This window comes from Bradyrhizobium sp. NBAIM08, from assembly GCF_020193935.1.
GTDB lineage: Bacteria > Pseudomonadota > Alphaproteobacteria > Rhizobiales > Xanthobacteraceae > Bradyrhizobium > Bradyrhizobium yuanmingense.
In genome coordinates this window covers 135,442-158,748 of record NZ_JADYVR010000012.1, presented here as the reverse complement: position 1 = coordinate 158,748, position 23,307 = coordinate 135,442, and the positions used below count along the sequence as shown (strand labels likewise).

The 23,307-nt window shown below is 64.0% G+C and carries 21 protein-coding genes and 1 tRNA gene; 7 read left to right on the top strand and 15 right to left on the bottom strand.

What is annotated here, in order from left to right; genetic code table 11:
* Positions 1-11: 11 nt before the first annotated feature.
* On the top strand, positions 12-752 hold the full coding sequence (locus I6F37_RS31305; RefSeq protein WP_225134682.1) for a di-trans,poly-cis-decaprenylcistransferase: 741 nt from the start codon (positions 12-14) through the stop codon (positions 750-752).
* A gap of 102 nt (positions 753-854) precedes the next feature.
* Positions 855-1,340 carry a Crp/Fnr family transcriptional regulator gene (locus tag I6F37_RS31300; protein ID WP_225153657.1) on the top strand — a complete coding sequence of 162 codons (486 nt, stop codon included), beginning with the start codon at positions 855-857 and terminating at the stop codon, positions 1,338-1,340.
* On the opposite strand, the gene I6F37_RS31295 is transcribed toward I6F37_RS31300, so the two are convergent.
* Positions 1,279-2,106 carry a metallophosphoesterase gene (locus I6F37_RS31295; protein ID WP_225153655.1) on the bottom strand — a complete coding sequence of 276 codons (828 nt, stop codon included), beginning with the start codon at positions 2,104-2,106 and terminating at the stop codon, positions 1,279-1,281. The genes I6F37_RS31300 and I6F37_RS31295 overlap by 62 nt on opposite strands.
* 207 nt (positions 2,107-2,313) lie before the next feature.
* On the opposite strand from I6F37_RS31295, the gene I6F37_RS31290 reads away from it, so the two are divergent.
* Together I6F37_RS31290 and I6F37_RS31285 are read left to right on the top strand one after the other, a co-directional pair.
* A complete protein-coding gene (locus I6F37_RS31290) occupies positions 2,314-3,000 on the top strand; it encodes a DNA-3-methyladenine glycosylase I (RefSeq protein WP_225153690.1) in 687 nt (228 codons plus the stop codon).
* A gap of 203 nt (positions 3,001-3,203) precedes the next feature.
* On the top strand, positions 3,204-3,497 hold the full coding sequence (locus I6F37_RS31285; RefSeq protein WP_225153653.1) for a hypothetical protein: 294 nt from the start codon (positions 3,204-3,206) through the stop codon (positions 3,495-3,497).
* A 122-nt stretch (positions 3,498-3,619) separates the two neighbouring features.
* Here the strand turns inward: I6F37_RS31285 and I6F37_RS31280 are convergent, their stop codons facing one another.
* On the bottom strand, positions 3,620-4,981 hold the full coding sequence (locus I6F37_RS31280) for a lipopolysaccharide biosynthesis protein (RefSeq protein ID WP_368736797.1): 1,362 nt from the start codon (positions 4,979-4,981) through the stop codon (positions 3,620-3,622).
* Here I6F37_RS31280 and I6F37_RS45990 point away from each other — a divergent pair.
* Complete coding sequence (locus I6F37_RS45990) at positions 4,874-5,557, top strand: hypothetical protein (RefSeq protein WP_368736799.1); 684 nt, start codon at positions 4,874-4,876, stop codon at positions 5,555-5,557. The two genes, I6F37_RS31280 and I6F37_RS45990, sit on opposite strands and share 108 nt — an antisense overlap.
* Here the strand turns inward: I6F37_RS45990 and I6F37_RS31275 are convergent.
* The 3 genes from I6F37_RS31275 to I6F37_RS31265 form a co-directional block, all read right to left on the bottom strand.
* Positions 5,499-6,941 carry a sensor histidine kinase gene (locus I6F37_RS31275; protein WP_225153651.1) on the bottom strand — a complete coding sequence of 481 codons (1,443 nt, stop codon included), beginning with the start codon at positions 6,939-6,941 and terminating at the stop codon, positions 5,499-5,501. The two genes, I6F37_RS45990 and I6F37_RS31275, sit on opposite strands and share 59 nt — an antisense overlap.
* A 103-nt stretch (positions 6,942-7,044) precedes the next feature.
* Entirely contained in the window at positions 7,045-8,145 is a 1,101-nt protein-coding gene (dinB, locus tag I6F37_RS31270) for a DNA polymerase IV (protein ID WP_225143030.1), read from the bottom strand.
* A 193-nt stretch (positions 8,146-8,338) separates the two neighbouring features.
* Complete coding sequence (locus I6F37_RS31265) at positions 8,339-10,273, bottom strand: acyltransferase family protein (RefSeq protein ID WP_225153649.1); 1,935 nt, start codon at positions 10,271-10,273, stop codon at positions 8,339-8,341.
* Between the two features lie 307 nt (positions 10,274-10,580).
* Between I6F37_RS31265 and I6F37_RS31260 the strand changes: the two genes are divergently transcribed.
* Both I6F37_RS31260 and I6F37_RS31255 read left to right on the top strand, forming a co-directional pair.
* Positions 10,581-11,024: a TspO/MBR family protein gene (locus I6F37_RS31260; RefSeq protein ID WP_225153648.1), complete on the top strand. Its 444-nt coding sequence runs from the start codon at positions 10,581-10,583 to the stop codon at positions 11,022-11,024.
* A 95-nt stretch (positions 11,025-11,119) separates the two neighbouring features.
* Positions 11,120-11,329, top strand: a complete 210-nt coding sequence (locus tag I6F37_RS31255; protein ID WP_225113284.1) for a hypothetical protein — start codon at positions 11,120-11,122, stop codon at positions 11,327-11,329.
* A 226-nt stretch (positions 11,330-11,555) separates the two neighbouring features.
* On the opposite strand, the gene I6F37_RS31250 is transcribed toward I6F37_RS31255, so the two are convergent.
* The 10 genes from I6F37_RS31250 to I6F37_RS31205 all read right to left on the bottom strand — a co-directional run bounded on the left by I6F37_RS31250 (position 11,556) and on the right by I6F37_RS31205 (position 23,210).
* Complete coding sequence (locus I6F37_RS31250) at positions 11,556-12,431, bottom strand: SDR family oxidoreductase (protein WP_225144829.1); 876 nt, start codon at positions 12,429-12,431, stop codon at positions 11,556-11,558.
* Positions 12,432-12,559: 128 nt separating this feature from the next.
* Positions 12,560-13,393 (bottom strand): helix-turn-helix domain-containing protein, encoded by an 834-nt coding sequence (locus I6F37_RS31245; RefSeq protein WP_225153646.1) that lies wholly within the window; start codon positions 13,391-13,393, stop codon positions 12,560-12,562.
* 388 nt (positions 13,394-13,781) lie between these two features.
* Positions 13,782-13,858, bottom strand: a tRNA-Arg gene (locus I6F37_RS31240).
* 63 nt (positions 13,859-13,921) lie between these two features.
* A complete protein-coding gene (locus I6F37_RS31235) occupies positions 13,922-14,959 on the bottom strand; it encodes a diguanylate cyclase (RefSeq protein ID WP_225153645.1) in 1,038 nt (345 codons plus the stop codon).
* Positions 14,959-18,069 carry an EAL domain-containing protein gene (locus I6F37_RS31230; RefSeq protein WP_225153643.1) on the bottom strand — a complete coding sequence of 1,037 codons (3,111 nt, stop codon included), beginning with the start codon at positions 18,067-18,069 and terminating at the stop codon, positions 14,959-14,961. The genes I6F37_RS31235 and I6F37_RS31230 overlap by 1 nt, the downstream gene beginning before the upstream one ends.
* A 171-nt stretch (positions 18,070-18,240) precedes the next feature.
* Positions 18,241-19,326 carry a branched-chain amino acid ABC transporter permease gene (locus I6F37_RS31225; protein ID WP_193760773.1) on the bottom strand — a complete coding sequence of 362 codons (1,086 nt, stop codon included), beginning with the start codon at positions 19,324-19,326 and terminating at the stop codon, positions 18,241-18,243.
* Complete coding sequence (locus I6F37_RS31220; RefSeq protein WP_036002397.1) at positions 19,323-20,333, bottom strand: branched-chain amino acid ABC transporter permease; 1,011 nt, start codon at positions 20,331-20,333, stop codon at positions 19,323-19,325. The genes I6F37_RS31225 and I6F37_RS31220 overlap by 4 nt, the downstream gene beginning before the upstream one ends.
* Complete coding sequence (locus I6F37_RS31215) at positions 20,330-21,052, bottom strand: ABC transporter ATP-binding protein (RefSeq protein WP_057025905.1); 723 nt, start codon at positions 21,050-21,052, stop codon at positions 20,330-20,332. Before I6F37_RS31215 ends, I6F37_RS31220 begins: the two co-directional genes overlap by 4 nt.
* Positions 21,049-21,825, bottom strand: a complete 777-nt coding sequence (locus tag I6F37_RS31210; RefSeq protein WP_225134715.1) for an ABC transporter ATP-binding protein — start codon at positions 21,823-21,825, stop codon at positions 21,049-21,051. Before I6F37_RS31210 ends, I6F37_RS31215 begins: the two co-directional genes overlap by 4 nt.
* 200 nt (positions 21,826-22,025) lie before the next feature.
* Positions 22,026-23,210, bottom strand: a complete 1,185-nt coding sequence (locus I6F37_RS31205; RefSeq protein ID WP_036002387.1) for a substrate-binding domain-containing protein — start codon at positions 23,208-23,210, stop codon at positions 22,026-22,028.
* Positions 23,211-23,307: the final 97 nt, after the last annotated feature.

The following is a 23,307-nucleotide window of genomic DNA, read 5'->3' as shown; positions in this document are numbered from 1 at the left end:
GAGACTTTGCAATGCAAAGTGACATCACGTCCCGCAACGAGAAGCTTCATGTCGGCATCATCATGGACGGCAACGGCCGCTGGGCGACGCGGCGCGGCCTGTCGCGCGTGCGCGGCCACGAGGCCGGCGTCGAGACCATCCGCCGCATCGTCGAGGCCGCGCCCAAGCAGGGCATCGGCACGCTGACGCTTTACGCCTTCTCCACCGACAATTGGCGGCGGCCGAAGGCCGAGGTCGCGGCGCTGATGACCTTGCTGCGCTTCTACCTCGCGAACGAAGTGCAGAGCCTCGTCAAGAACGGCGTGCGCCTCTCCGTCATCGGCCGGCGCGATCGCCTGCCCGACGGCATCGCCGCCGCGATCGCGCGCGCCGAGGCGGCCACCGCCGATGGCCGCGCGCTGCATGTGCGCATCGCCGTCGATTATTCCGCGCGCGACGCCATCCTCAATGCCGCGGCGAAGGCGGCCGCGCTGACCAGCCTGACGCGTGAAGCCTTCTCGCAGCTCGTCACGGGCGAGGCTGGCCTTCGCGACGTCGACCTCATCATCCGCACCTCCGGCGAGAAGCGGCTGTCGGACTTCCTGCTTTGGGAAGGCGCCTATGCCGAGCTGCACTTCACCGAGCGGATGTGGCCCGAATTCGACGCTGGCGATCTTGCCGAGGCGCTCGCCGCCTTCCATGGCCGCGAGCGCCGCTTCGGCGGGCTGCAAGCCATTATGCCCGGAGAGGCGCCCTCGCTCTCGCAGGTGTGAGGCGCCTCGGCGCCCGCCGGCTCCCCCACCGATTGCCGCCCGGCACGGATCGTGCTCTAGTCTTCCGGCGTTGTGTACCCCTGCGACGGGAGCGTTCGCACCATGCGCGCAGTCCTCGATTACTGCACCGGCGGAACGGAGCGGCAGCTTCCCGCCGGCACCATCATCGTCGCCGAGGGGGGCACCTCCGGCCATCTCTACGTGCTGATGCAAGGCAGGCTCGAGGTGCTCAAGGCCGAGATGGTGGTCGCCACCGTCACCGAGCCCGGCGCGGTGCTGGGTGAGATGTCCGTGCTGCTGGGCCAGCCGCACACCGCAACGGTACGGGCCTGCTCCGACGCCATCGTCTACGAATTCGAGGATGCCGCCTCGTTCCTCGAGAAGGAGCCGGGCGTAGCGCTGCTGATCGCAAAAATGCTGGCGCAGAGGCTCAACATCGCCAACACCTACCTCGCCGATCTGAAGCGGCAATATGCCGGCCACGGCACGCATCTGGCCATGGTCGGCGAAGTGCTCCAGAGCATGATCAACCTGCCGCCGGCTGAGGTTTCGCCCGGCTCTGATCGGCAATCCGATCCAAGAATGTGAGCCAGTCGGGCGGCGCCTCGATGGGGGCGGCGGGCCGCCGCAGCGGCGCATTCAGGTCGATCCATTGCGCCTCGCCGGCCGCCAGCCAGAACGCCTTGCCGGCATCGAGATCGAGCACGATGTAGGTCGGGGGACGGCCGGGTTGCAGGCCCGTGTTGAAGACCCAGGTCTGGCCCAGCCGGTCGAACCACGATCCATTGCTGATGAAGGGCGATTGATGCACATGGCCCGAGATCACCATCGACGGCTGGTATTGCATGATCCACTGCACCAGCTCGACGTCGCCGAAGAAGCGCTTGCCGCCCCAGCTCGTCGGTGAATCCGCCGGCGGCGCATGATGCGCCCAGATCCAACGCTGCGGCCTGACGGCTGCGGCATAGCGCAACTGCTCGATGAGGCGTTGCTTGACCTGAGGTCCATCCCACCACGGGCACACGGTGAACAGGGTATCGCCGACCGTCAGGCCGTCGCCGTCGCAGGCGATGCCGAGCTCGCGCACCTCCGAGATCCAGCGCGAAATCTTCTCACCTTCGGCGTTGCGCTCGTCGAGATCGTGATTGCCGGAGCAGAGGATCACGCGGGTCGTCGCGGCCAGCAGCGCGAGATACTTCTTCACCACCACGATCTGGGCGCGGAAATCCACCATCGAGCCGATGTCGAGCGCGTCGCCGGCGAAGATCACGAGGTCGAATTGCGGCGCCGCGCTGACCAGCCAGTCGAGCTGCGGCAGCGAATAGTGCAAGTCGGCCACGACCAGGCAGCGCATGGAAAATCCGACGGCCAGAGAGCAAAATGTCAGGGAATTCCAAAACGATATAAAGCAAGAAGCAGACCAGCCCGGCCGCCCCTTTGCATCAATCCGATGAACGACAGCATGCTGCGTCCCGTCGCAGGGCGCAAGGGGCGGCAACGCGGGGCTGGACCGGATCGCCGAATTCTGGTGTCGTGGCCTGCCCTCAACACCCGTGTTCACATGATCCCCTTCAAGACCATTCGCGCCCGCGCCGAGAAGCGCAAGGGCGGGCCCAAGGCGCTGGACAAGTTGATGCCGGCCAAGCCGGACCTCAAGCAGCTCGCCAAGCTCGGCGACGATCGTATCCTCGCCGAAATGACCAAGCGGGTGTTCTGCGCCGGCTTTGCCTGGAGCGTGATCGATTCCAAATGGGACGGCTTTGAGCAGGCCTTCCTGCATTTCCAGCCCGCCAAGCTCACGTTCCAGCCCGAAGACTATTGGGAAGGCCTGCTGCGCGACGCGCGCATCGTGCGCAACGGTGCCAAGATCATGTCGGTGCGCGACAACGCCGCCTTCGTGCAGGAGATCGCGAAGGAGCACGGCAGCTTCGGCAAGTTCCTGGCGAAATGGCCGTCGTCCAACGAGATCGGCCTGCTCGACCTCCTCACCAAGCGCGGCAGCCGGCTGGGCGGCAACACCGGCCAGCTGCTCTTGCGCTTCGTCGGCTGGGACGGTTTCGTGACGTCGAAGGACGTCGTGGCCTGCCTGCGCGCTGCCGGTCTCGACATCGCGGAGGAGGTCAAGTCGAAGGGCGATCTCGCCAAGGTGCAGGCGCAGTTCAACGCCTGGGCCGAGGAGTCCGGCCTGCCGTACACATATTTGTCACGCATCTGCGCACTCTCGGTCGGCGAGAACAGCAGCGAGTAGCGCGTCGATCGATAGATCGTGTGCATCCTGTGGCGATCTTGTGCCGCGAACGCGGCCGATGAAACCCCGCGATCACGAAATACATTTCGCAGGAACATTTGTCCGCAGCACCTGTTCGGGACTCTGAGCCAGGCGCATAAGGGCGCAGGGAATGCTCGCTCCCGCCTGGCTCGATGAAACCGGATACAACAACGGAGCAGCTCATGAAGCTCACATCTGAACAGGTGAAGCAGACCGTCAACCAGCTCGGCGCTCAGGTGCTGCCCGACGAACATCCGGCGATGCCGCAGCTCAACAGCATGTTCGGCGAGCACACCTTCTTCGTCGACGAGATGGGCCTCAAGGTGCTCGAGCCGACGGGATCGCTCGGCGGCGACCGCCAGAGCGGCGAGGTCGTGAGCCTCGCTGATTGGGGCGATTCCGACCTGACGCGCCTGATGGCGCATGAGCCCGAACCGACCGGCGTGATCGTGGTGTTCGAGCATGTGAGGCATTGAGCAGCCCGACGGACGTTTTGGAGACACGTGCGCCACGGCACTCCCGTGGCGCGCGGCTTTGGCGTGACTGGTGACGTGGTGATCAGCTCCGCCGTCTTGCGAACGGTCTGGTGCCGGTCGCATTATCTGCCGCGAATGCTCTGTGCGTAGCGCCACATTTCTCCGCGACAGGCCGGAAACAGCGCAACGGTCGTGAGCGAAACCGCATATGAAAGGCAGAAGCAGGCTGCCAATTCCGGGATCCCTCCGATCGAACGCGCCAGCAGCCAGCGATGCAGCAGAGACACCGTCACCACGGAAGCGAGGGCTCCGGCGAGATGTGGCCCGACCACTACCATGAGGTCTCGATGACGCACCGGGCCGCGTCGCCCAATCAGCCACCACAGGATGGGCGTGCGCACGCACTCGCTGATCGAGTATGCGCTGGCGACGCCGACTGGTCCGAACGGCAGCCCGCATATGAAAGCGAGAATCGATGTTGAGACATTGAACAGGCCCCAGCGCATGTATTCCTTGGTGCGGCCCTGGCTGAGGAAAAGCCAGTTGGCGGGGCTGTTGCTGGTCTGCAGCAGACCGGCGATGCTGAGGGCGACGAAGATCGGCGCAGCCTCGCTCCATTGGTCGCCGAGCAGGGTTTCGACCAGCGTATCGGCGGTCGCGATCATGAAGCCGACGCCAGGCAACACGAGCAGGAGCGCCGGCAGCACCGCGCGACGGAACGAATCCCGATAGCGCTCCGGCTCCTTCAGCAGGCCCGACAGCGTCGGCAGCATGATTCGCACCATCGGATTGCTGACTTGCTGAAGCGGAAACAGCAGCAACCGGTAGGCGCGGTTATACGCGCCAAGCGAGGCAGCCCCCCAGACCTTGCCGATCAACACCCCGTCGGTATTGCGGGACAGGAATTCGGCAAGATTGTAGCCGGTCACGCCGAGCCCGAAGTTCAGCATGTCGCGTGCAGCCTTGATCGAGCCGGGCCTCGACGGCAACCATCCCGAACTCAGCCACGCGCCGCTCGCGAGCACCAGACCTGATGTCAGGCTGCCGGCGAGAATGGCCCAATAGCTGTGATAGATGTACGCGACCGCGGCAGAGGTCAGTAATCCAGTCAGTGCGGCCGCGGACTCCAGGCCTGCCAGCGTCCAGAATCTCATCTGTCGCGTCAGCAACGACAAATGCTGGACGTCAGCGCCGCTGAGCAGCAACGTGACGCTCATACCGGATGTCAGTGGGGCGAGATTTGGCGCGCTGTAGAACCTGGCGACGAGCGGCGATAGCGCCACCTGTGTGGCCGCCAGTAGCGCGCCGACCGAGAGGTTCACCCAGAACAGCGCACTCAGCTCGTTGTGCGTCAACTCGTCCTTCTGCACGGTCGCGTGTCCAAGACCGAGATCCTGGAACAGCACCGCGAAGGCGAGCACCGGCGAAGCCATTGCATAAGTACCAAAGTCGACTGGCGTCAGTGGGCGCGAGAGCAGGATCACAGATCCGGTCTGCGTCGCTACACGCACGACCTGAGTGACGATCGCAGCGAGCGCACCTTTCCGTACGTTCCGGGACTGCTCGTCCTCGGACAAGCGCATGTTGAGTTGAGTCACGATCAGCTCCTCGAGCGGCGAACAACGAAAATTTCAAGCGCAGTTCGAAAGCAAGACGGTGAATCAAACGACAGTTTATCTTTTCGATTTCATGCGATTGGCGCTTCATTCATGTGCGATCAACCGGACGCCCTCATGCGCGGACCACCGCACGAGAGAGACATCGAGGCTATCGCGCGTGAGCAGCGTCGCGAAACGCCGACGACTATCCGTCAGTACGTGTCAATTGAATGGCGCGACCAAACTGCGTTCGCAAAAAACTTTACGTCGATCGCGCTCGAACGAACAGCCAATGGAGTGCATCTTGTTCAGAGCAGCGCGTCGAAATCGAAAAAGAGGCTGGTCTGTCAGCTTCACGTCAGGCAGTGCCTCGAAGATCGACACAGAACCGCTCGCAATAGTGTCAAACCTCTAGTCTTCGCGGTTCTCTTGCAACGTGTTCTTCAACGGGAATTTCGATGACGATCTGAGTTCCCGGACTCGCCTTGCTCTCGAGCAGCAAGCGCCCGTTGAGCGATGAGGTGACGAGATTGAACGCGATGTGCAGTCCCAGACCGGCATTGCCTTTCTCGCGACTTGTCGTGACGAATGGATCGAAGATGTGCGCCTGCAGGTGGTCAGGGATTCCGACGCCTTCATCAGCGCAGACAAGGCGGACTGATCTCGGATTCGGTTGGTTTACCGTGATCACGAACCGGCCGCCTCTCTTGTCAGGATACGCATGCGCTGCAGTGTTGAGGGCGAGATTGCTGATCACCTGAGCAAGCGCTCCGGGATAGCTGTTGAGCTTGATTCCCGCCGGGCAGTGTACCTCCACGGTCAGGGCATGATGCGACAGCAATGGCCCGAGCCGGGACATCAACTCCGATAGCCAATCCCTGAGCTCGAAACTGCGCCGGTCCTCATCGGCTTGATGGACCGCGACCTGCCTGAAGCTGTGCACCATTTCGGATGCGCGGTGCAGATTTTCGAAGGTCAGGTTGAGCCCCTGCTTGAGCCGGTCAATGCCCTTGGTTAGATCGGACCGCCGGACCGATGCTCCGCCCAATGCATCACTCATCGTTTGCAGGTCATCCTGCATGGCCGTTGACGTCAAGGCGAGGCCGAGCGGGGTGCTGACCTCGTGAGCGACACCTGCCACCAATTGCCCGAGCGAGGCGAGCTTTTCCGCCTGCACGAGATGCTCCTGGGTCGCGCGCAGATCGCGCAACGATTTCTCGGAGCGTTCCTTTTCCTGTTGCAGCGCCTCGGATGTCCGGAACTGCTTTCGCGCCCGGTACTCGCGCGCAGCCACCGCGTAGAGCGACAATGCGTAGGCGTTGCCGACGAGAGAATGGTTGATGAAGCTCAGGCCGGTCGGCATTGTCGACGCGAATGTCTCGGCGACCAGCAACGCCACCCACGACAGCAGGCAGAAGATCGCCAGCGAGCCGATCCGCAAGGGCAGCATGGTCGAGACGAACAGTATGATCATCATCATGCCGGGCGCGGCAAAGGTGAAGCCCGAGGGAAGCACGAGATAGATGCTCGGCAGAATGCAGCCCGGGATGACGCAATAGATGAGAAAGATCGTCTCCGCCCATGGCTTCATCCGGCGCCGCGACAGCAGCGCCGTCAGCGGGAGCAGGATGACCACGGCGGTTCCACCGCGGATTGCGAGCGTGGTCGGCACGACTTCGGGGTAGAGCACCCAATCCCAGAGCGTGTAGCTGGCATAGGTGGCGGCGCCAAGCAGCATCGCGATCTGCGTCCATCCGAGACTGCCCCGGACATATTGGTCGACAAACCGGCGTTCCTCGATGCGGTCTTCCAAGCGCAGTCCGAGGCGTATCAATAAGGCAAGCATCCAAACTCAATCGCGAAAAGTCATGTCTGGTGTATCTACGACAGGTTTGGCGCCGCGTCGCGGATAAAGATGCCGCGTTCACCGAAGGGGCCTCAAGCCGCGTTCAGATGCCCAGCGTCAGCTGCGGCTCCGACTCGCCGGCGGGGTGGAGCGACGACAACGAGACCCCAAGCAGCCTGACGCGCTTGGGCAGCGGCATCTCGGCTTCGAGCAGGCCGCAGGCCAGCCGCTCCAGATCGTCGCGTCCGGCAACGGACGCCGCGACGGATCGGCTGCGCGTGATGATCTCGAAATCGGCGAACTTGATCTTCAGGGTGACGGTGCGGCCGCGATTGCCCGTCGCCTCGCAATGCCGCCAGACCTTGTCGACGAGCGGCCTTAGCTCGGCGGCAAGCGCGTCGAACGCATCGAGGTCGGTCGAGAACGTGTTCTCCGCGCCGACGGATTTGCGGATCCGGTTGGCGCGGACCGGCCGCTCGTCGACGCCGCGCGATATCCAATAATAATACGCGCCTGACTTGCCGAAATTCGCGTTCATGAACTCCAGGGATTGGTTGCGGATGTCCCGGCCGGTGAACAGGCCGAGCGCGTTCATCTTCGCAGCCGTCGCCGGACCGATGCCGTGGAATTTGCCGACCGGCAGCGGCTCGACGAAGGCCGGCCCCATCTCCGGCGAGATCACGAACTGGCCGTTGGGCTTGCGATGATCGGACGCGAGCTTGGCCAGGAACTTGTTGTAGGAGATCCCCGCCGACGCGGTGAGGCCGGTCTCCGCCTTGATCTTCGCGCGGATCTCGAGCGCGATGTCCCGCGCCAGCGGGATGCCTTGCAGGTTCTCCGTCACGTCGAGATAGGCTTCGTCGAGCGACAGCGGCTCGATGACGGGCGTGTGCTCGGCAAAGATGTCGCGGATTTGTCTGGAGATCGCCTTGTAGACCTCGAAGCGCGGCCTGACGAAGATCAGGTCGGGACATTGCCGCTTCGCCGTCACCGACGGCATGGCCGAGCGAACGCCGAACTTTCGAGCCTCGTAGCTCGCCGCCGCAACGACGCCGCGTTCCGCGGAGCCGCCGACCGCGACCGGCTTGCCGCGCAGCTCCGGATTGTCGCGCTGCTCCACAGAGGCATAGAACGCATCCATGTCGATATGGATGATCTTGCGGACAGGCGAGGGCTCGCCGGTCGTCGGGTCGGATTCGCTCATGGAAAGATGATACAATCGCGTGGGGAGATGCGCGAGCCGAGGGATGCTTCCGTCGATCCGGCGGCTGAATTGAGCTGCACAATCGCGGCAGGGTCAAAAGCCATCTCAGGCTCGTGACGAGAGGCGCTCGTCAGTTCCGTTCAGTCGAGATGGCTTCGGCTCGGCCGCGATCGCTTGGGAGAGGCAGAGGCCCCTACTTGCCACGGATGAACTCAAGGAGCTGGCTTGAGGCTCCGTCGCCAACGCGCTGCGCACCTGCGACCGTGAGGTGATTGACGTCCCAATAGAGCCAGAGGCCGTCCATGGCGGTCGGACACTCGGCTTCTCCGCACAAATAGCGTTCTGGATAGAGCAGAAAGACCTGGTTCGGGTAGCGGCTCCGGATCTCCTCGAGCATGGCGTGGAATTCGCGATTGTCGGCCTGCACGCGATCGAGGGGCACGGCAGGACAGGGCTTGCTTGGTGCGTGCCAGAGGGGTCCCGGTGCGAAGCGGGACATTGGGCTGCGGCAGCCCGGCTCGACTCCGGGCGCTATGATCAGGATGCGCCGTCCGCTGCCGCCGAGCTCATGGATCGTGTTCTCGATGCCGGCCCGCCAGACTTGCAGGGCCGGTGCATCGACCTCCGGCGTGAGCTCGTTGCGGAGCGCATTGCCGTAAGTCATCCAGGATTGGCTGAGCACGATTGGAGCCTGGTTCTGCCTGATCGCGGCGAGGTAGGTATCGCGCTGGCGTTTGCAGTCCTGCGAGCCGTCGAACGCTGTTCGCACCAGCCCGACGAGCAACGGACAACCTTCGGCCGTATAAGCCTCTCCCCGGACGGCGGCGCGCTTTGCCGCCGGATCCAGCGCTGCGACATAGTGCTCGGCGAAGGAGTCGCCGAGCACTTGCACCCCCACGGGGTCGCTCAATGAACCGAAGGCACATTTCGATTGTGCGCTCTTGGCGCATGGCCAGAAGCCGAAACGCTGCAGATCGGCGACCTCGCGGGCCTGTGCCGGGAGCCGCCATGGCCAGCCATCTTGGCGGTTGGCCACAAATGCAACAATCGCGAGCGCGACGATCGTCGCGGCGGCGGGGCCGGCGACTCGCAGCAGTGACGAGCGACCCGCGCGATACGGCTGTTCGATCAGCCGATACATCAGCGCAGCCAGCGCCATCGCGAGGGCGACGATCAGCACTTTCACCGCAACCGACTTGGCGTCATCGCCCAGGATGTAGTTTGCGTAGACGATCAGGGGCCAGTGCACGAGGTAGAGCGAGTAGGACACCAGCCCGATCCCCGCACTCAGCGGATTGGTCAGGACAGGCGAAAGGACGTGACGCTCGCCCGCCAAGATCACGCAGGCTGCACCCAGGCATGGGATGAGGGCCGTCGCGCCAGGGAAGGAGGTCGCACTGTCGAAGCTGACGACCGCGTAAGCGATCAAAGCGAATCCGGCGGCAGCCAACAGCGAGCGCGCTCCGGCCGGGAAGGTTAGCCTCTGCTCAGCAAAGATGACCAGCGCTCCGATCGCAAATTCGAAGGCGCGACAGGTCGGCAGGTAGAAAGCACCCGAGCTGTCGGTTGCGAGTGTCGCTTGCGCGACGCCGAGCGAAAGAATTGCGATGCCAAGAATGAGCAAAGGCAGTGCGCGACCGAGCAATCGGCGCCCCAGCAGAATGAACACGGGCCAAAACAGATAGAATTGCTCCTCGACGGCCAGCGACCAGAAGTGAAGCACGGGGCTGGGATCGGTCGAGTTGGCGAAATAGGCGTGGCTGCCGCGCCAGAAGTAGAAATTCGAGACCGATACCAGCGTAGCCACGGCGTCTTGAGTCAGGCCCTTGAAAAGCTCCGGAGAGAACCAGAGGCCACCGACGGCCAAGATGCCGATGATGGTGACGATCGCTGCGGGAAAGAGGCGCCGGATGCGGCGCTCGTAAAATCGCTGGAGCGAAAATTCACCGCGATCTGCCTCGCTGAGAATGATCCGAGAGATCAGATAGCCGGACACGACGAAAAACAGGTCGACCCCGACGAAGCCGCCGCCGAACGGCGGAACGTCCAAATGATAGAGGAATACGCTCAAGACGGCGATCGCCCGGAGCCCGTCAATGTCGCGTCGATGGGATAGCTTTGTAACCAATTGCTGAATCCACTGGCGGCGGTTCGTCCGACTGCGGATCCGCGCGCGCCCGCTTGCCTTTAGCGCGCCCGCATGCGTTCCTCAACCGCAGGACGGGCCGAATTCTCCCCCAATCGGGCTCGCCCCGGTCAGGCCGTCTCCGTCAACGTCGGCAACCCATCCGACGCTGCTGCGAGAAGACGCAGGACTTTGCCATGGCGCTCAGCGCATCGCTTCTCGTCGCACGGCCGCGGCTGCGCCAGGCATCGAGTCGGATTGGCTCATGGAAGGATGTTACAATCGGATGATGAGAAGGGCGAGGTGACGGATGCTTCAGTTGTTGGTCTTCGTGGCGGGCGTCGTCGGCACCGGCTGGTTGATCGGCGCGACCAATCCCCCCGGTGAATGGTATGCCGGCCTTGCCAAGCCGAGCTTCGTCCCGCCGAACTGGGCGTTCCCGATCGCCTGGACCATCCTTTACGTTCTGATCGCTGTTGCGGGGTGGCGAACCTTTCGCCGTGAGCCCAGGGGCAAGGCGATGCTGGCCTGGGCGGCGCAAATGGCGCTCAACTTCATTTGGTCTCCGCTCATGTTCACGATGCACCAGATCGGCGCCGCGCTCGTCATTCTCGTCGGCCTGTTCATCGCGATCGTGACCTACATCGGTCTCGAGCTGTCACGCGACAGGCTCGCCGCCGCATTGTTCGTGCCCTACGCAGCCTGGGTCGTGTTCGCCGGTGTGCTCAATGCGGCGATCTGGCGCTTGAATTGAGGCGCTCAGTCCGGATGGATTCAAAAAAGATCTCACGCTTGTGAGTGGCAAGCCGTAGCCTGTGCTTCCATATGAGCCCGCGGAGGACAAGGCCCATGCAATACAGCTCCGAGCTCATTCACACGATGCGTCAGGCATTGGAGACCGTGATGGCAAGCGTACCGGCGCATCAATCCGTGTTCGGCCTGAAAGCGGCCGTCGCCGAATGCATCCTGAACGCCGCCGCACACGGCCACACGTCATACGATGGATTGGTGACGGCAGCGTCCGACCAGCTCCAGGCGATCATCGCGATGCTGACGTGAGGGCCGGCCTCGTGCTCGTCTTCACGGTTCGGGTGCTGCGGGTCAGTGGGTGAGAGGCGCTGCTTCCTGCGCGCGGAGCTCTCGTCCAGTGCGCTGCCCAGCGCCGGGGTCAGCATCGCGAGCAGCTCCGGATTGTGCCCGGGGGATATCGAACGCCCGGACAAATCTTACGCAATGCCGCCAATGATGAGATCGAAAGATCTTTCGTGCGTCGCTTTCGAGTAGTTTATCGCCCGGTGTAGCCGCCGTTAATGTAGACAGTCTGGCCCGTGACCCAATGCGATGCTGGCGACGCAAGGAACCGAATCAGCGGAACGACGTCGGAGACCGTGCCGAGGCGCCCCGCTACAGAAAGACGCGTCGCGTAGGCGATGGCGGCCGCGTCCTCGGGCGCCCGATAGAAGGGTGTATCTATCGGTCCGGGCGCAACGGCATTGACCGTGACACCGCGAGGCCCGAGTTCGCGCGCCATGGAGCGCGTGAACTGTTCGAGAGCTGCTTTCGATCCCTGATATAACGCATAGTTGGGAAGGTAGCCGTCGATCAGCGACGAGCATGCATTAATGATTCGCCCACCGTCCGGAAGATGACGGCTCACCTCCTTCATTATGAAAAAGCTCGCCTTGGCGTTCACTCCGAACACGTCGTCGTATTCGGCCTCGCTGATTTCGGCCACCGGCTTCTTGACCATGCGACCGGCGTTGTTGATCAGTATGTCGATGCGACCGAATTCGCGCAGCGTCGCCTCCACGAGGCGCGAATGAGTCGGCATTTCGTGGAGTTCGCCTTCGATAGTGGCGGCACGAGCACCCTGTGCGCGGACAAGGTGCGCTGCAGTCTCGGCATCAGCTCGATCGCCCGCGTCATGATAGTGGATCATGATGCTCGCACCGTCCGCTGCGAGTCCTGCTGCATATGCGCGGCCGAGATTGCGCGGCCCTCCGGTGATTAGCGCGACTTTTCCCGCGAGAACACGGGTTGGGTCTCCCGACTGATTCGTTTGGGCGTCTGTTCGACCGACTGCAGCCGCCGTAGCCGCCGCCGCGGTGATGCCAAGTGTCATCGAACGACGCGATAGCCAAATGTTTTCGTTTTGAGTCATGGTTATCCTGCGCCTCCGCTTCCCATGTCAGCAGGCCGTCGTTCACAAAAACGGCTTGGCTCTCCGGTCACGCGAACCTAGAGGCATGAGGCCGCTGCGCGGCAGGTCGATTCTTGCTGTCTTTTGCTTCAGCGCGCGCGGATATCAGACGGCAACAGACCTGTCCGGGCACGGAACTGACGACGAAAATGATTGATGTTCGAATAGCCGAGGTCGGCGGCGATCGCTTCAACGCTATCGGGCGTGTTCCGAAGGCGTTGGCGCGCGTGCTCTAGGCGGCGGCTCGACACATATTGATGCGGCGGAGATCCGGTGGCGGCCTTGAACGCCCTGGCAAAGTGAAACGGACTTAGTGCCGCAACTTCGGCCAGCCGCGCGAGCGTCAGATCCGTGGCGGTGTGTGCTTCTACAAAATCCAGCACTCTGCGCAGGCGCCGAGTATCCAGCGAGCCTTTTGAGCGCTCGATCGCCCGCCCTCCGAATTTTCCGCACAAGACAATCGCGTAGAGGGTCCGCACCAATGAATCGCGTTCGACGTCGTTCAAATGATGCCTCCCGCGCGCGGCTGCGCGGAAACGGTCAACGATCGCCCATGCGTGAAAGTTCTCCCAGCCATGAATATCGGCAAGATCGGCATGGCCCTCAGCACCAAGTTCCTCGGCAATTTGCCTCCGCAGCGAGCCATCCGCTGAAATTTCTACCACTTCAGCGGGCGAAGTTGTTCGCACCCATTTGACCGGTTCTCCGCCGGTCAGACCGATTGTTCCGGCAGGCGCATCGCGAGCGACCGTGCGTCCATTCGCCAGCATTACAGCGGCGTTCTTCTGGCCGTTAAACCCCACCGCGATCGCTCCAGGCAGCGCGAGCGATGCATCACCTGCGTCCGCCGCGGGCGGCAGACGGAGGTGCGCAACGCGCACGCTCCCCCATGTGAACCGGGCTATGTCGATGCGATTGAACATCCGACGTGAGATTTGGGGGACGGTGTACGTCGCATCAAGCCCGGTATCTCGCCGCCAATCGGTAACATTCGTCGCTCCGGGAGAGAGGCTCCGGCGGGCAGAACTGGCTCACGCGAGCCGAGGCCGTTGCATCGAAGACGTGATCGAAAAGGCTCTGGTGAATGTGGGGCGGTTCGGTAGCGCGAGCGACATTCCGCTGCTTCGCGCTTGGTCACTCTATCCTGATCTGGGGTGTGCTTCGCGATACAGGCCATCAGGGAGATTGATGAAGCGACCGGCCAGATGAAGCTGCCTGCCGAGGGCTAGTTGAGGTAGGGCTAGTTGAGGTAGCGCGCCGCATCGAGGGAGCTGCGCGTCAATCGGTGACAATATCGCGCAAATCACAAAATGGCGCACCCGACACGATTCGAACGTGTGACCTTTGCCTTCGGAGGGCAACGCTCTATCCAGCTGAGCTACGGGTGCTAGTCGAGGTTCATTTAGCCGATTGGCGCGGGGCGGGCAACCGCTTCTCGATGGAAGCGCGCTTCAGGCCGATTTGCGCTTGACCGGGTCCGGAACCGGCTTGCCGCCGAGGGCGGCGAATTCGGCCAAAACCCGGTCGGCGCAGATGACGCGGTTGCGGCCGAGGCGTTTGGCGACATAGAGCGCCTCGTCGGCCGCGCCGAGCAGCCGGTCGGGGCCGCCGTCGGCACCGCCGGGAATATGGCTTGCGACGCCGACGCTGAGGGTAACGTGGTCGCCGGCGCCGATCGCGCCATGGGCGATCGCCAAGGCCATCACGGCGCAGCGGATCGCCTCGGCCACCATGCAGGCGCTGTCGCAATCCATGTCGGGGAGGATCAGCGCAAACTCCTCGCCGCCATAGCGGCTGGCGAGGTCGAGCGGGCGCACCGCATGCCGGCTGACGACGTCAGCCACCGCGCGCAGGCACTCGTCGCCGCTCTGGTGGCCGTGCTGGTCGTTGAACAGCTTGAAATGGTCGACGTCGACGAACAGCAGGGCCAGCGGCTTCTGCGTGCGTTGGGCGCGGGCCCATTCGCCGAGCAGCATCTGGTCGAAGGCGCGGCGGTTCGCGAGGCCAGTGAGCCCGTCCTTGGTCGCGAGCTCCTTCAGCGCCATCTCGGCGCGCTTCTGGTCGGTGAGGTCGCGCAGAGTCTCCACCACCGCGATCAGGTTGCCGGCCTCGTCGTGGATCGGGCCGGCGTCGATGGCGAGATAGAGCTGGCTGCCGAGCTTGGGCATCACGCACCAGTTCTCCGCGGAGAAGCCGAGCCCGTTGTGGCCGCGCGCGGCATATTCCGAATAATACTCCGGCAACTGCTCGGGCCGGTCGAGGGCGACGAGGTCGGCAAGGCAAGGGCGCTTCGTCTCGTAGAACGCCTGCCAGTGCTTGCTGGTGCCGATCACTTCGGCGGCTCCGACGCCGGTCAGCCGCTCGCAGGCTCTGTTCCAGATCACGACGCGGCGCTTCGGGTCAATCACGAAGGTCGGCACCACGAGGTGCTGCATCAGCCGGACGGCGTAGGAATCGGCGACATCGAGCGCCTTGCGCGACTTCGGCATCAGGCCACCGCAGCCACGGGCAAGCCATCGGAGGGACCGAACAGCTTGCGTACCTCGCTGGCCGGCTTCGGTGCACTGAACAGGTAGCCCTGCATCTGCGTGCAGCCGAGCGCGCGCAGCATGTCGCGCTGCGCCTCGGTCTCGACGCCCTCGGCGACCGTGGTCATGCTGCTGGCGGCCGCGATGTTCACTACCGCCTGCACGATGACGGGCGAGCCGCTCGCCTCGGCGATGTCGAGGACGAAGCAGCGGTCGATCTTGATCTTGTCGAACGGGAAGCGCTTCAGATAGCTCAGCGAGGAATAGCCGGTGCCGAAATCGTCGAGCGCGATGCGCACGCCGATCGACCGCAACTGGTGCAGGATCGAGAGCGCCGCCTCGTCGTCGCGGATCAGCACGGCCTCGGTGATCTCGAGCTCGAGCCGGCGCGGGTCGAGGCCGGAGGCGGCGAGCGCGCCCGCGATTCGCAGCGCCAGCGTGTCGCATTTGAGCTGCACGGGCGAGACGTTGACCGCGAGGCGCACATGCGCCGGCCAGGTCGCGGCCTCACTGCAGGAGGTGCGCAGCACCCAGTCGCCGAGCTCGGTGATGAGGCCGGTGTCCTCGGCGACCGGAATGAACTCCGCCGGCGACACCATGCCGCGCTGGGGATGGCGCCAGCGCAGCAGCGCCTCGCAGCCGGAGACTTCACCCGAGCGCAGGTCGACCAGCGGCTGATAGTGAATCTCGAAGCCGCCGTTGACGAGGGCCTGGCGTAAATCCTGCTCCATGCTGAGGCGTGCCTTGGCGCAGGCATCCATTGCGGGCTCGAAGAAGCGGTGGGTGCGCCGCCCCTCGGCCTTGGCCCCGTACATCGCGAGGTCGGCGTTCTTGACCAGCTGATCGAGATCGGCGCCGTCCTGGGGCGCCAGCGCGATGCCGATGCTGGCATCGGTGGAGAGCTGATGGCCGAGGCAATGATAGGGCTGCCGGATCGCCTGGTAGATCCGCTTCACGAAGGACAGCACGTCGGCGGAAGACCCGATGTCGGTCTGGATCACGGCGAATTCGTCGCCCCCGAGCCGCGCGATCAAATCGCCCTGCTTGAGACAGCCGCGCAGACGGCCGCCTATCGCCTTCAACAGCTCGTCGCCGACGTGATGACCGAGCGAATCGTTGATGCCCTTGAACTCGTCGACGTCGATGTATAGCAGCGCAAACTGGCCGCCTTCGGCGACCTTCTCCAGCTCGCATTCGATCTGCTCGCGGAACAGGGCCCGGTTCGGCAGGTCGGTCAGCGCGTCGTAATGCGCCATATGCGCGATCTTCTCGTGATCGCGCCGCCGCTCGGTGACGTCCTCGACGACATTGATGATGTAGCGCGGCTCGCCCGACCTGTCGCGGATTCCGATCCGGGTGGACGTGATGTAGCGCCGTCCGATGCTTGGCGTGGTCCACACGTGCTCGTCCAGGAATAGCCCGTCCGGCGATTGCAGCAGCTTGTCGTCGTCCCGGGTGATGATCCCGGCGGTTTCTGCCGGATAGAGATCGAACGCGGTCTTGCCGACGATCGTCTTGCTGGTTTCGCCGAGTTGTTGCTCGGCCACCTGGTTGGCCAGCAGGTAGCGCCGCGTGCGGGCATCCTTCACGGTGATCCGTGACGGGATATGGTCGATGATCTCGCGCAGGAAGGTGTAGTTGCGGTCGCGCTCCTGCTCCAGATTGCGCTGATCGGTGATGTCCTCGATCGTGGCGACCCAGCCGCCCTGCGCGAGCGGCGTGTTGATGACCTGGAAGGCGCGGCCGTTGGCCAGCTGATGCGTTCTCGTCGAGACCGTGCCTTCGGCGACGACCCTCATGACGTCGGCGCAAAACGCTTCGACATCGCCATCGAATGCGCCGCGCTCCTTGCGATGATACATCGCCTCGCGGATGTGGCAGCCGGGCTTGATGACGTCGTGGGACAGGCCGAACATGTCGGCGTAGCGGCGGTTGCAGGTGACGATGGTGCCGCCCGCGTCGTACAGGATCAGCCCTTGCGACATGTTGTTGAGGGCGGTGTCGAGCCGCAGCCGCTCCGCTTCGATGCGCTGCTGGGCTTCGCGGTTCTGCCGGTTGATCTGGCGGATGATCAGATAGAGGATCAGCGCGATGGTGGCGGCCGAGAGGGCAGCGGTCGCCACCAGGAAGCCGGTCTGCTGGCGCCAGTCCGCGAGCGCGGCCGCTGTGGTGTTGGTGGCGATGATGACCAGCGGAAAGTGCTTCAGCGAGGCGGCCGAACCGAGCCGCTCCTCGCCGTCGATCGGGCTGTTGCCGCGGTGGCTCTGATGACCACCTTGCGCCAGCACCTTCTGCATCAGTGGCGCATCCCTGAAGTTCCGCCCGATCAGCTCTTCGCGATGCGGATGACGCGCCAGCATCTTGCCTTCGCGGTCGAACAGGGAGATGGCCGTACCCTCGCCGAGGGCGACGGAGGCGAAATAGTGCTGGTAGCTGTCCGGATTGATCCGCCGGACCATCGCGCCGAGGAAGGTGCCGTCCGCGCCGTTCAAGCGGCGTGCGACGATCGTGGTCCATTTGTTGATGATGAAGCTGCGGACCGATTCCAGAAGCACCGGCTCGGACTGCGGATTCAGCTTGAATGTCTTGAAATAGGCGCGTGAGGAGACGTTGATCTTGGGCAGCGGCTGGGCCCGCGACCAGTTGATCAGCTCGCCCTCGGCATCGTAGATCGCGATGTCGCCGAGATACGACACGGAGCTCATCTTGCTGCGCAGCATCTGGTTGGCGGCAGGCCCGGACAGGCGCTCGCGGAACATCGCAGGCGAGGTGATCTCCGGCAGGTTCATCTGTCCGATCAGGTCGGCGGCGACGACGTCGGAATCCTCGAATTGCTGATCGAAATGCCGCGCGATCAGCTTCACCGTGTTTTCGAGCTCACGCTCGCGGTTGGCGAGGGTCCGCTCGCGGAATTCGCCGACCGCCATGGCCGTGACGATGAAAATGCCCGCGACCAGAAATACGCCGCACAAGGTCAGCCACAGGACAGGACCGCGGCGCGCCAAGGCCTCCCAGCCGTTCCTCGCGGCTAGAGACATCCCGGCTGCTACCTTGGCAAAGACCTGGCGCATTCCCCCTCCCTGGAAGAACAGGAATACACCGCACAAATGGCGCAAACCTTAGGAAAACCAGTTACCTGAGCGTTAATCCGGCTGCGTGATGGCGCCGATATGTAGCCGCGCTTGTATCGCGCCGGTTGTGCGGCGCCGCCGCAAACGCGGCGCTGCATCATGAATCATCGGTTAATGCGAGGCGCCAGCGGTCTTCTTGCCGCCGCCATGGCGCAGCCGTCCGACCACGCCGGTCGGGAAGAAATAGACGCTGGCGATGAATAGCAGCCCGAGCCACAGCAGCCAGCGGTCGGGATGCAACAGCCCCGGCAGCAGCGGCAGCCCGGCTTCGTCCGCCGCCTTGGAGGCGACGCCCATCAGCGACTGCAGATAGTTCTGGGCGAGGATGAAGATGGTGGCGCCGATGATCGCGCCGTAGATCGTGCCCATGCCGCCGATCACCACCATCAGCAGGATGTCGAGCATGATGGAGAAGCTCAGCGAGGTGTCGGGACCTGCATAGCGCAGCCACAGCGCATTCAGGATGCCGGCGCTGGCTGCGACGAGAGCGGCGAGGCAGTTGGCGTAGGTGAGGTGGAACACGGTGCGGAAGCCGAGCGCCTCGGCCCGGAAACGATTTTCGCGGATCGCCTGGAGCACGCGCCCGAACGGCGAGTTCACGACGCGCAGCAGCGCGAGGATCATCAGGGCCGAGATCGCGAACACCAGGTAGAAGGTCAGGATGCGGCCGTTGATCTCGAAGCCGAACAGGTTCTTGGAGATCAGCACCGTGCCGGGGCGCAGCAGCTCCGGCAGCTGGAAGCTGCGCCCGTCCTCACCACCGGTCAGCCAGGACAGCTGCGAGGCCAGCACCTGGAAGGCCGAGGCGACCGCAAGCGTGATCATGGCGAAGAAGATCGCAGCGACCCGCAGCGAGAACAGCCCGATCGCGAGCGCAAGCAGGGCTGCGAGCGGCAGGCCGGCGACGATGCCGGTGGCGACCGCGGCCCAGTTCGGACCCATGCCGTACAGCGCGATCGCGATCGCGTAGCTGCCGATGCCGTAGAACATGGTGTGGGCGAACGACACCGAGCCGGTATAGCCGAGCAGGAGATCGTAGGAGGCGACGAGGGCTGCGAAGATGCAGATCTTGGCCGCGACGTTCAGTGCCTTGGCGCCCGGGAACAGGAATGGCGTTGCCGCCAGCGCCAGGATGATGACGACGAGAACGAGCGTCAGGACGCGGCTGCGCGGCGGATCGCCCGAGAGGATCATCATCGGCTGGTCACTGCATAGAGGCCGCGCGGCCGCCACATCAGAATGGCGACCATCAGCAGGATGTTGGAGACGAGGGCGAGCTTCGGCACCAGGAAGCCGCCGTAATTGGCGACCATGGCGACGAGGATGGCGCCGATGAAGCAGCCGCCGATCGATCCCAACCCGCCGATGATGACGACGATGAAGATCAGGACGGTGAGGTCGTCACTCATGGAGGCGTGCACCTGCTCGCGGTAAAGCGCCCACATCACGCCGCCGAGGCCGGCCAGCGCCGATCCGGTCATGAACACGCCGAGGAACAGGCGGCGGATGCGGTAGCCGAGCGCCTCCACCATCTCGCGATTCTCGACGCCGGCGCGGATCAGGAGGCCGAGCTTGGTGCGGTTGAGCACGAGCTGGATCGCGATGAAGACGGAAAGCCCGATCAGCATCGCCAGCACGCGGTACTTGGCGATCGCGACGTCGCCGATGATGAAGGAGCCGCGGAGCGAGGCCGGCAGAGGCATCGGGATGATCTGCGGCCCCCACAGCGCATAGAGCGTCTGCTCGGCGACGATCAGGCCGCCGGTGGTCATCAGGATCTGCTTCAGGTGCTGGCCGTAGACGGGGAGGATCAGCACGCGCTCGACGACGAGGCCGAGCGCACCCGACACCGCCATTGAGAGCAGCGCGGCTGGCCCCAGCACCGCGAGGTTCATCCAGAGCGAATCGGCCTGGATGGACGCCGCGAACGGCGCCAGCACCAGGGTCGCGACATAGGCGCCGACGGCGATGAAGGCGCCGTGGCCGAAATTGAGCACGTCCATCAGGCCGAACACCAGCGTTAGCCCTGAGGCCATGATGAAGATCATCATGCCCATGGCGAGGCTCGCGACGGTCAGCGTCAGCCAGGACGAGGTCGATCCGATCAGCGGGATCATCAGCAGCGCGAGCGCGAGCGGCAGCAGGATCGGCGCGAGATCGCGTTTCGGCTTCGGCAGCGGATCGGTTGCGGCAAGGTCTGTCACTGATGCGCCTCCAGGCTCAGGCCGAGCAGCCGCTCCTGCAGCGGCACGTCGGCGGCGAGTGCCGCCATCTCGCCGCGATGAACGATGGTGCCGTTGTCCATCACCAGCACGTTGTCGCCGAGCTCGCGGGCGGCAAAGAAATTCTGCTCGACCATCAGGATCGTGGCGCCCTTGCGCTTGATCTCCTTCAGGCACTCGATCAGCGCCATCACGATGGCGGGCGCGAGGCCCTTGGTCGGCTCGTCGATCAGGAGCAGCTTGCGCGGCTCGACGATCGCGCGCGCAATCGACAGCATCTGCTTCTGCCCGCCCGACAGGCTTCCCGCGCGCGACAGCCAGAAGCGGCGCAGCGCCGGGAAGAAGCCGAAGATCCAATCCAGCTGCTTGTCGTCGAGCGGCGCGTCGCGCGCCGCCAGCACCAGGTTCTCCTTCACCGTGAGATCGGAGAACACGGCCATGCTCTCCGGCACGTAGCCGACGCCGAGCCGCGCGATGTCGGGCGTCGCAAGGCTCTCGATGCGCTGGCCTGCCAGGGTGATCTCGCCTTTCGAGGCCTGCCACAGGCCTATGATGGTCCGCAGCGTCGTGGTCTTGCCGGCGCCGTTGCGGCCGAGCAGCATCGTGACCTGTCCTTCCGCAACGGCGAGATCGATGCCCTGCAGGATGTGATAGCGCCCGATATGGGTGTGCACGCCGGAAAGCTTGAGGAGATCGCTCATGCTGCACTCCCTGCAGCGCTTTTGGGCGCGACGCCGAGATAGGCTTCCTGCACGATCGGCGAGGCGATCACCTCGGCGGGTGCGCCGTCCGCCACCAGCTGCCCGTTATGCAGCACGATGATGCGGTCGGCGAGCGAGCGCACCACATCCATCTTGTGCTCGACCAGGAGGATGATCTTGCTCCTGTCCTGCTTGAGCTGCGCGATCAGGTTCAGGACGATCGGCACCTCGTCGATGCTCATGCCGGCGGTCGGTTCGTCGAACATGAAGACTTTTGGCTCGAGCGCGATCATCAGCGCCACCTCGAGCTTGCGCTGGTCGCCATGCGACAACGCGGTCGCAGTGACGCCGCGGCGATTGCCGAGCGCGACCTGGTCGAGGATGGCGTCGGCGCGCGCGATCAGGTCGCGGCGCACCATCCAGGGCCGCAGCATGTCGTAATGCGTGCCCGCTGCCGCCTGCACTGCGAGGCGGACATTCTCTTCCACTGAGAGGTTCGGGAAGAGATTGGTGAGCTGGAAAGCACGTCCGAGACCCGCACGGGTGCGCATTGGTGCGGAATGCTCGGTGATGTCGGCGCCGTCGAACAGGATGCTGCCGCCGGATGCCCGCAGCTGGCCCGAGATCAGATTGAAATAGGTGGTCTTGCCGGCGCCGTTCGGCCCGACGATGGCGGTCAGCTCGCCCGGGCGAAACGTGCAGGAGACATTGTTGACCGCGACATGGCCGCCGAAGCGGATGGTGAGGTCGCGGGTTTCGAGGGTGAGCGGCATGGAGAGTCTGGCAAATGATGAAACGAGATAGATCCGCAGGTCACGCTGCGCTCCCTCCCCCGCTTGCGGGGGAGGGTCGGGGAGAGGGCTGTCTCCGCAGGCGAGAACCCCCAAGAGGAAGGAGTCCTCTCCCGGCCTCTCCGCATCCGCCTTCGCTAAGGCTTCGGCGGACGAGAGCGGGAGAGGTGAAGCAAGAAAGCTTACCGCTTGTTCTTGATCGGAACGTTCATGTCCTCGATCTTCAGCTCGCGCACCGGCTCGAGCACGGCCCAGGCGACGTTCGGATCGACCTTGACCTTGAAGTGATACATGCTCTGCAGCGCCTGATGGTCCTCTTTCCGGAACACCATCTTGCCCTTGGGCGTGTCGAACTCCAGGCCCTCCATCGCGCTGATCAGCTTCTCGGTGTCGGTCGACTTCGCCTTGGTGACGGCGGCGACGACGGACATCGCAGCCGCAAAACCGCCCGCGGTGAAGAAGTCCGGCGGCGCGTTGAAGCGCTTCTGGTGCTCGGCGACCAGCCAGTCGTTCACCGGGTTCTTCGGGATCTCGTAGAAGTAATAGGTCGCGCCTTCCATGCCGGGCAGACCCTTATAGGCCGCGAGCGCCGGCAGGATGTTGCCGCCGGTGGAGAGCTCGATGCCGTAGCGCTTCGGGTCCATGTCCTGGAGCTTGGCCAGCGGATTGCCGGCGCCGGCCCAGATCACCCAGATCACCTTGCGGCCCGGCTTGTCCTTCAGCGCGTCGAACAGGCGCTGGCCGACCGCGGTGAAGTCGGTGGTCGAGGTCGGGGCATATTCTTCCGCCGCGAGCGTCGCGCCGGTCTTGGCGAGCGCTTCCTTGAACGCGGCGACGCCGTCGCGGCCGAAGGCGTAGTCCTGCGCCAGCGTCGCCACGGTGACGCCCTGCTTGCCGATCGCGACCGCGTTGGAGATCGCGTCCTGCGAGGAGTTGCGCGCCGTGCGGAAGATGTAGCGATTCCATTTCTCGCCGGTAATCTGGTCCGCGACCGCGGGCTCGACGATCAGGATCTTCTTGTTCTCCTCGGCGACGGGAAGAATGGCGAGCGCCGCGGCCGACGAGGTCGTGCCGATCGCGATATCGACCTTGTCATCCTGATAGGCCTCCGAGAGCGCGGCCTTGGCGAGGTCCGGCTTGCCCTGGTCGTCCTTGGTGATGATGACGATCTTGCGGCCGTCGAGCGTCATGCTGCCCTTGGTGGCGTATTCGAATCCCATCTTCAGGCCGGTCTCGGTCTGCTTGGCGTAGGCCTCGAGCGGACCGGTCTTGCCGTAGATCAGCGCGATCTTGAGATCGTCGGCGAGCGCGGAGGTGCCCGCGCCGAGCGCGAGGATGGTTGTTGTTATGATGAGTGATCGACGCACGATGGTCCCTCCTGATGTAAAGTTTCTGCCAACAGCGATTTGCACAACGTCACGAACATTGCAATTGATCCTTCCGGCGGCGTGCGCCGGAGCGAGA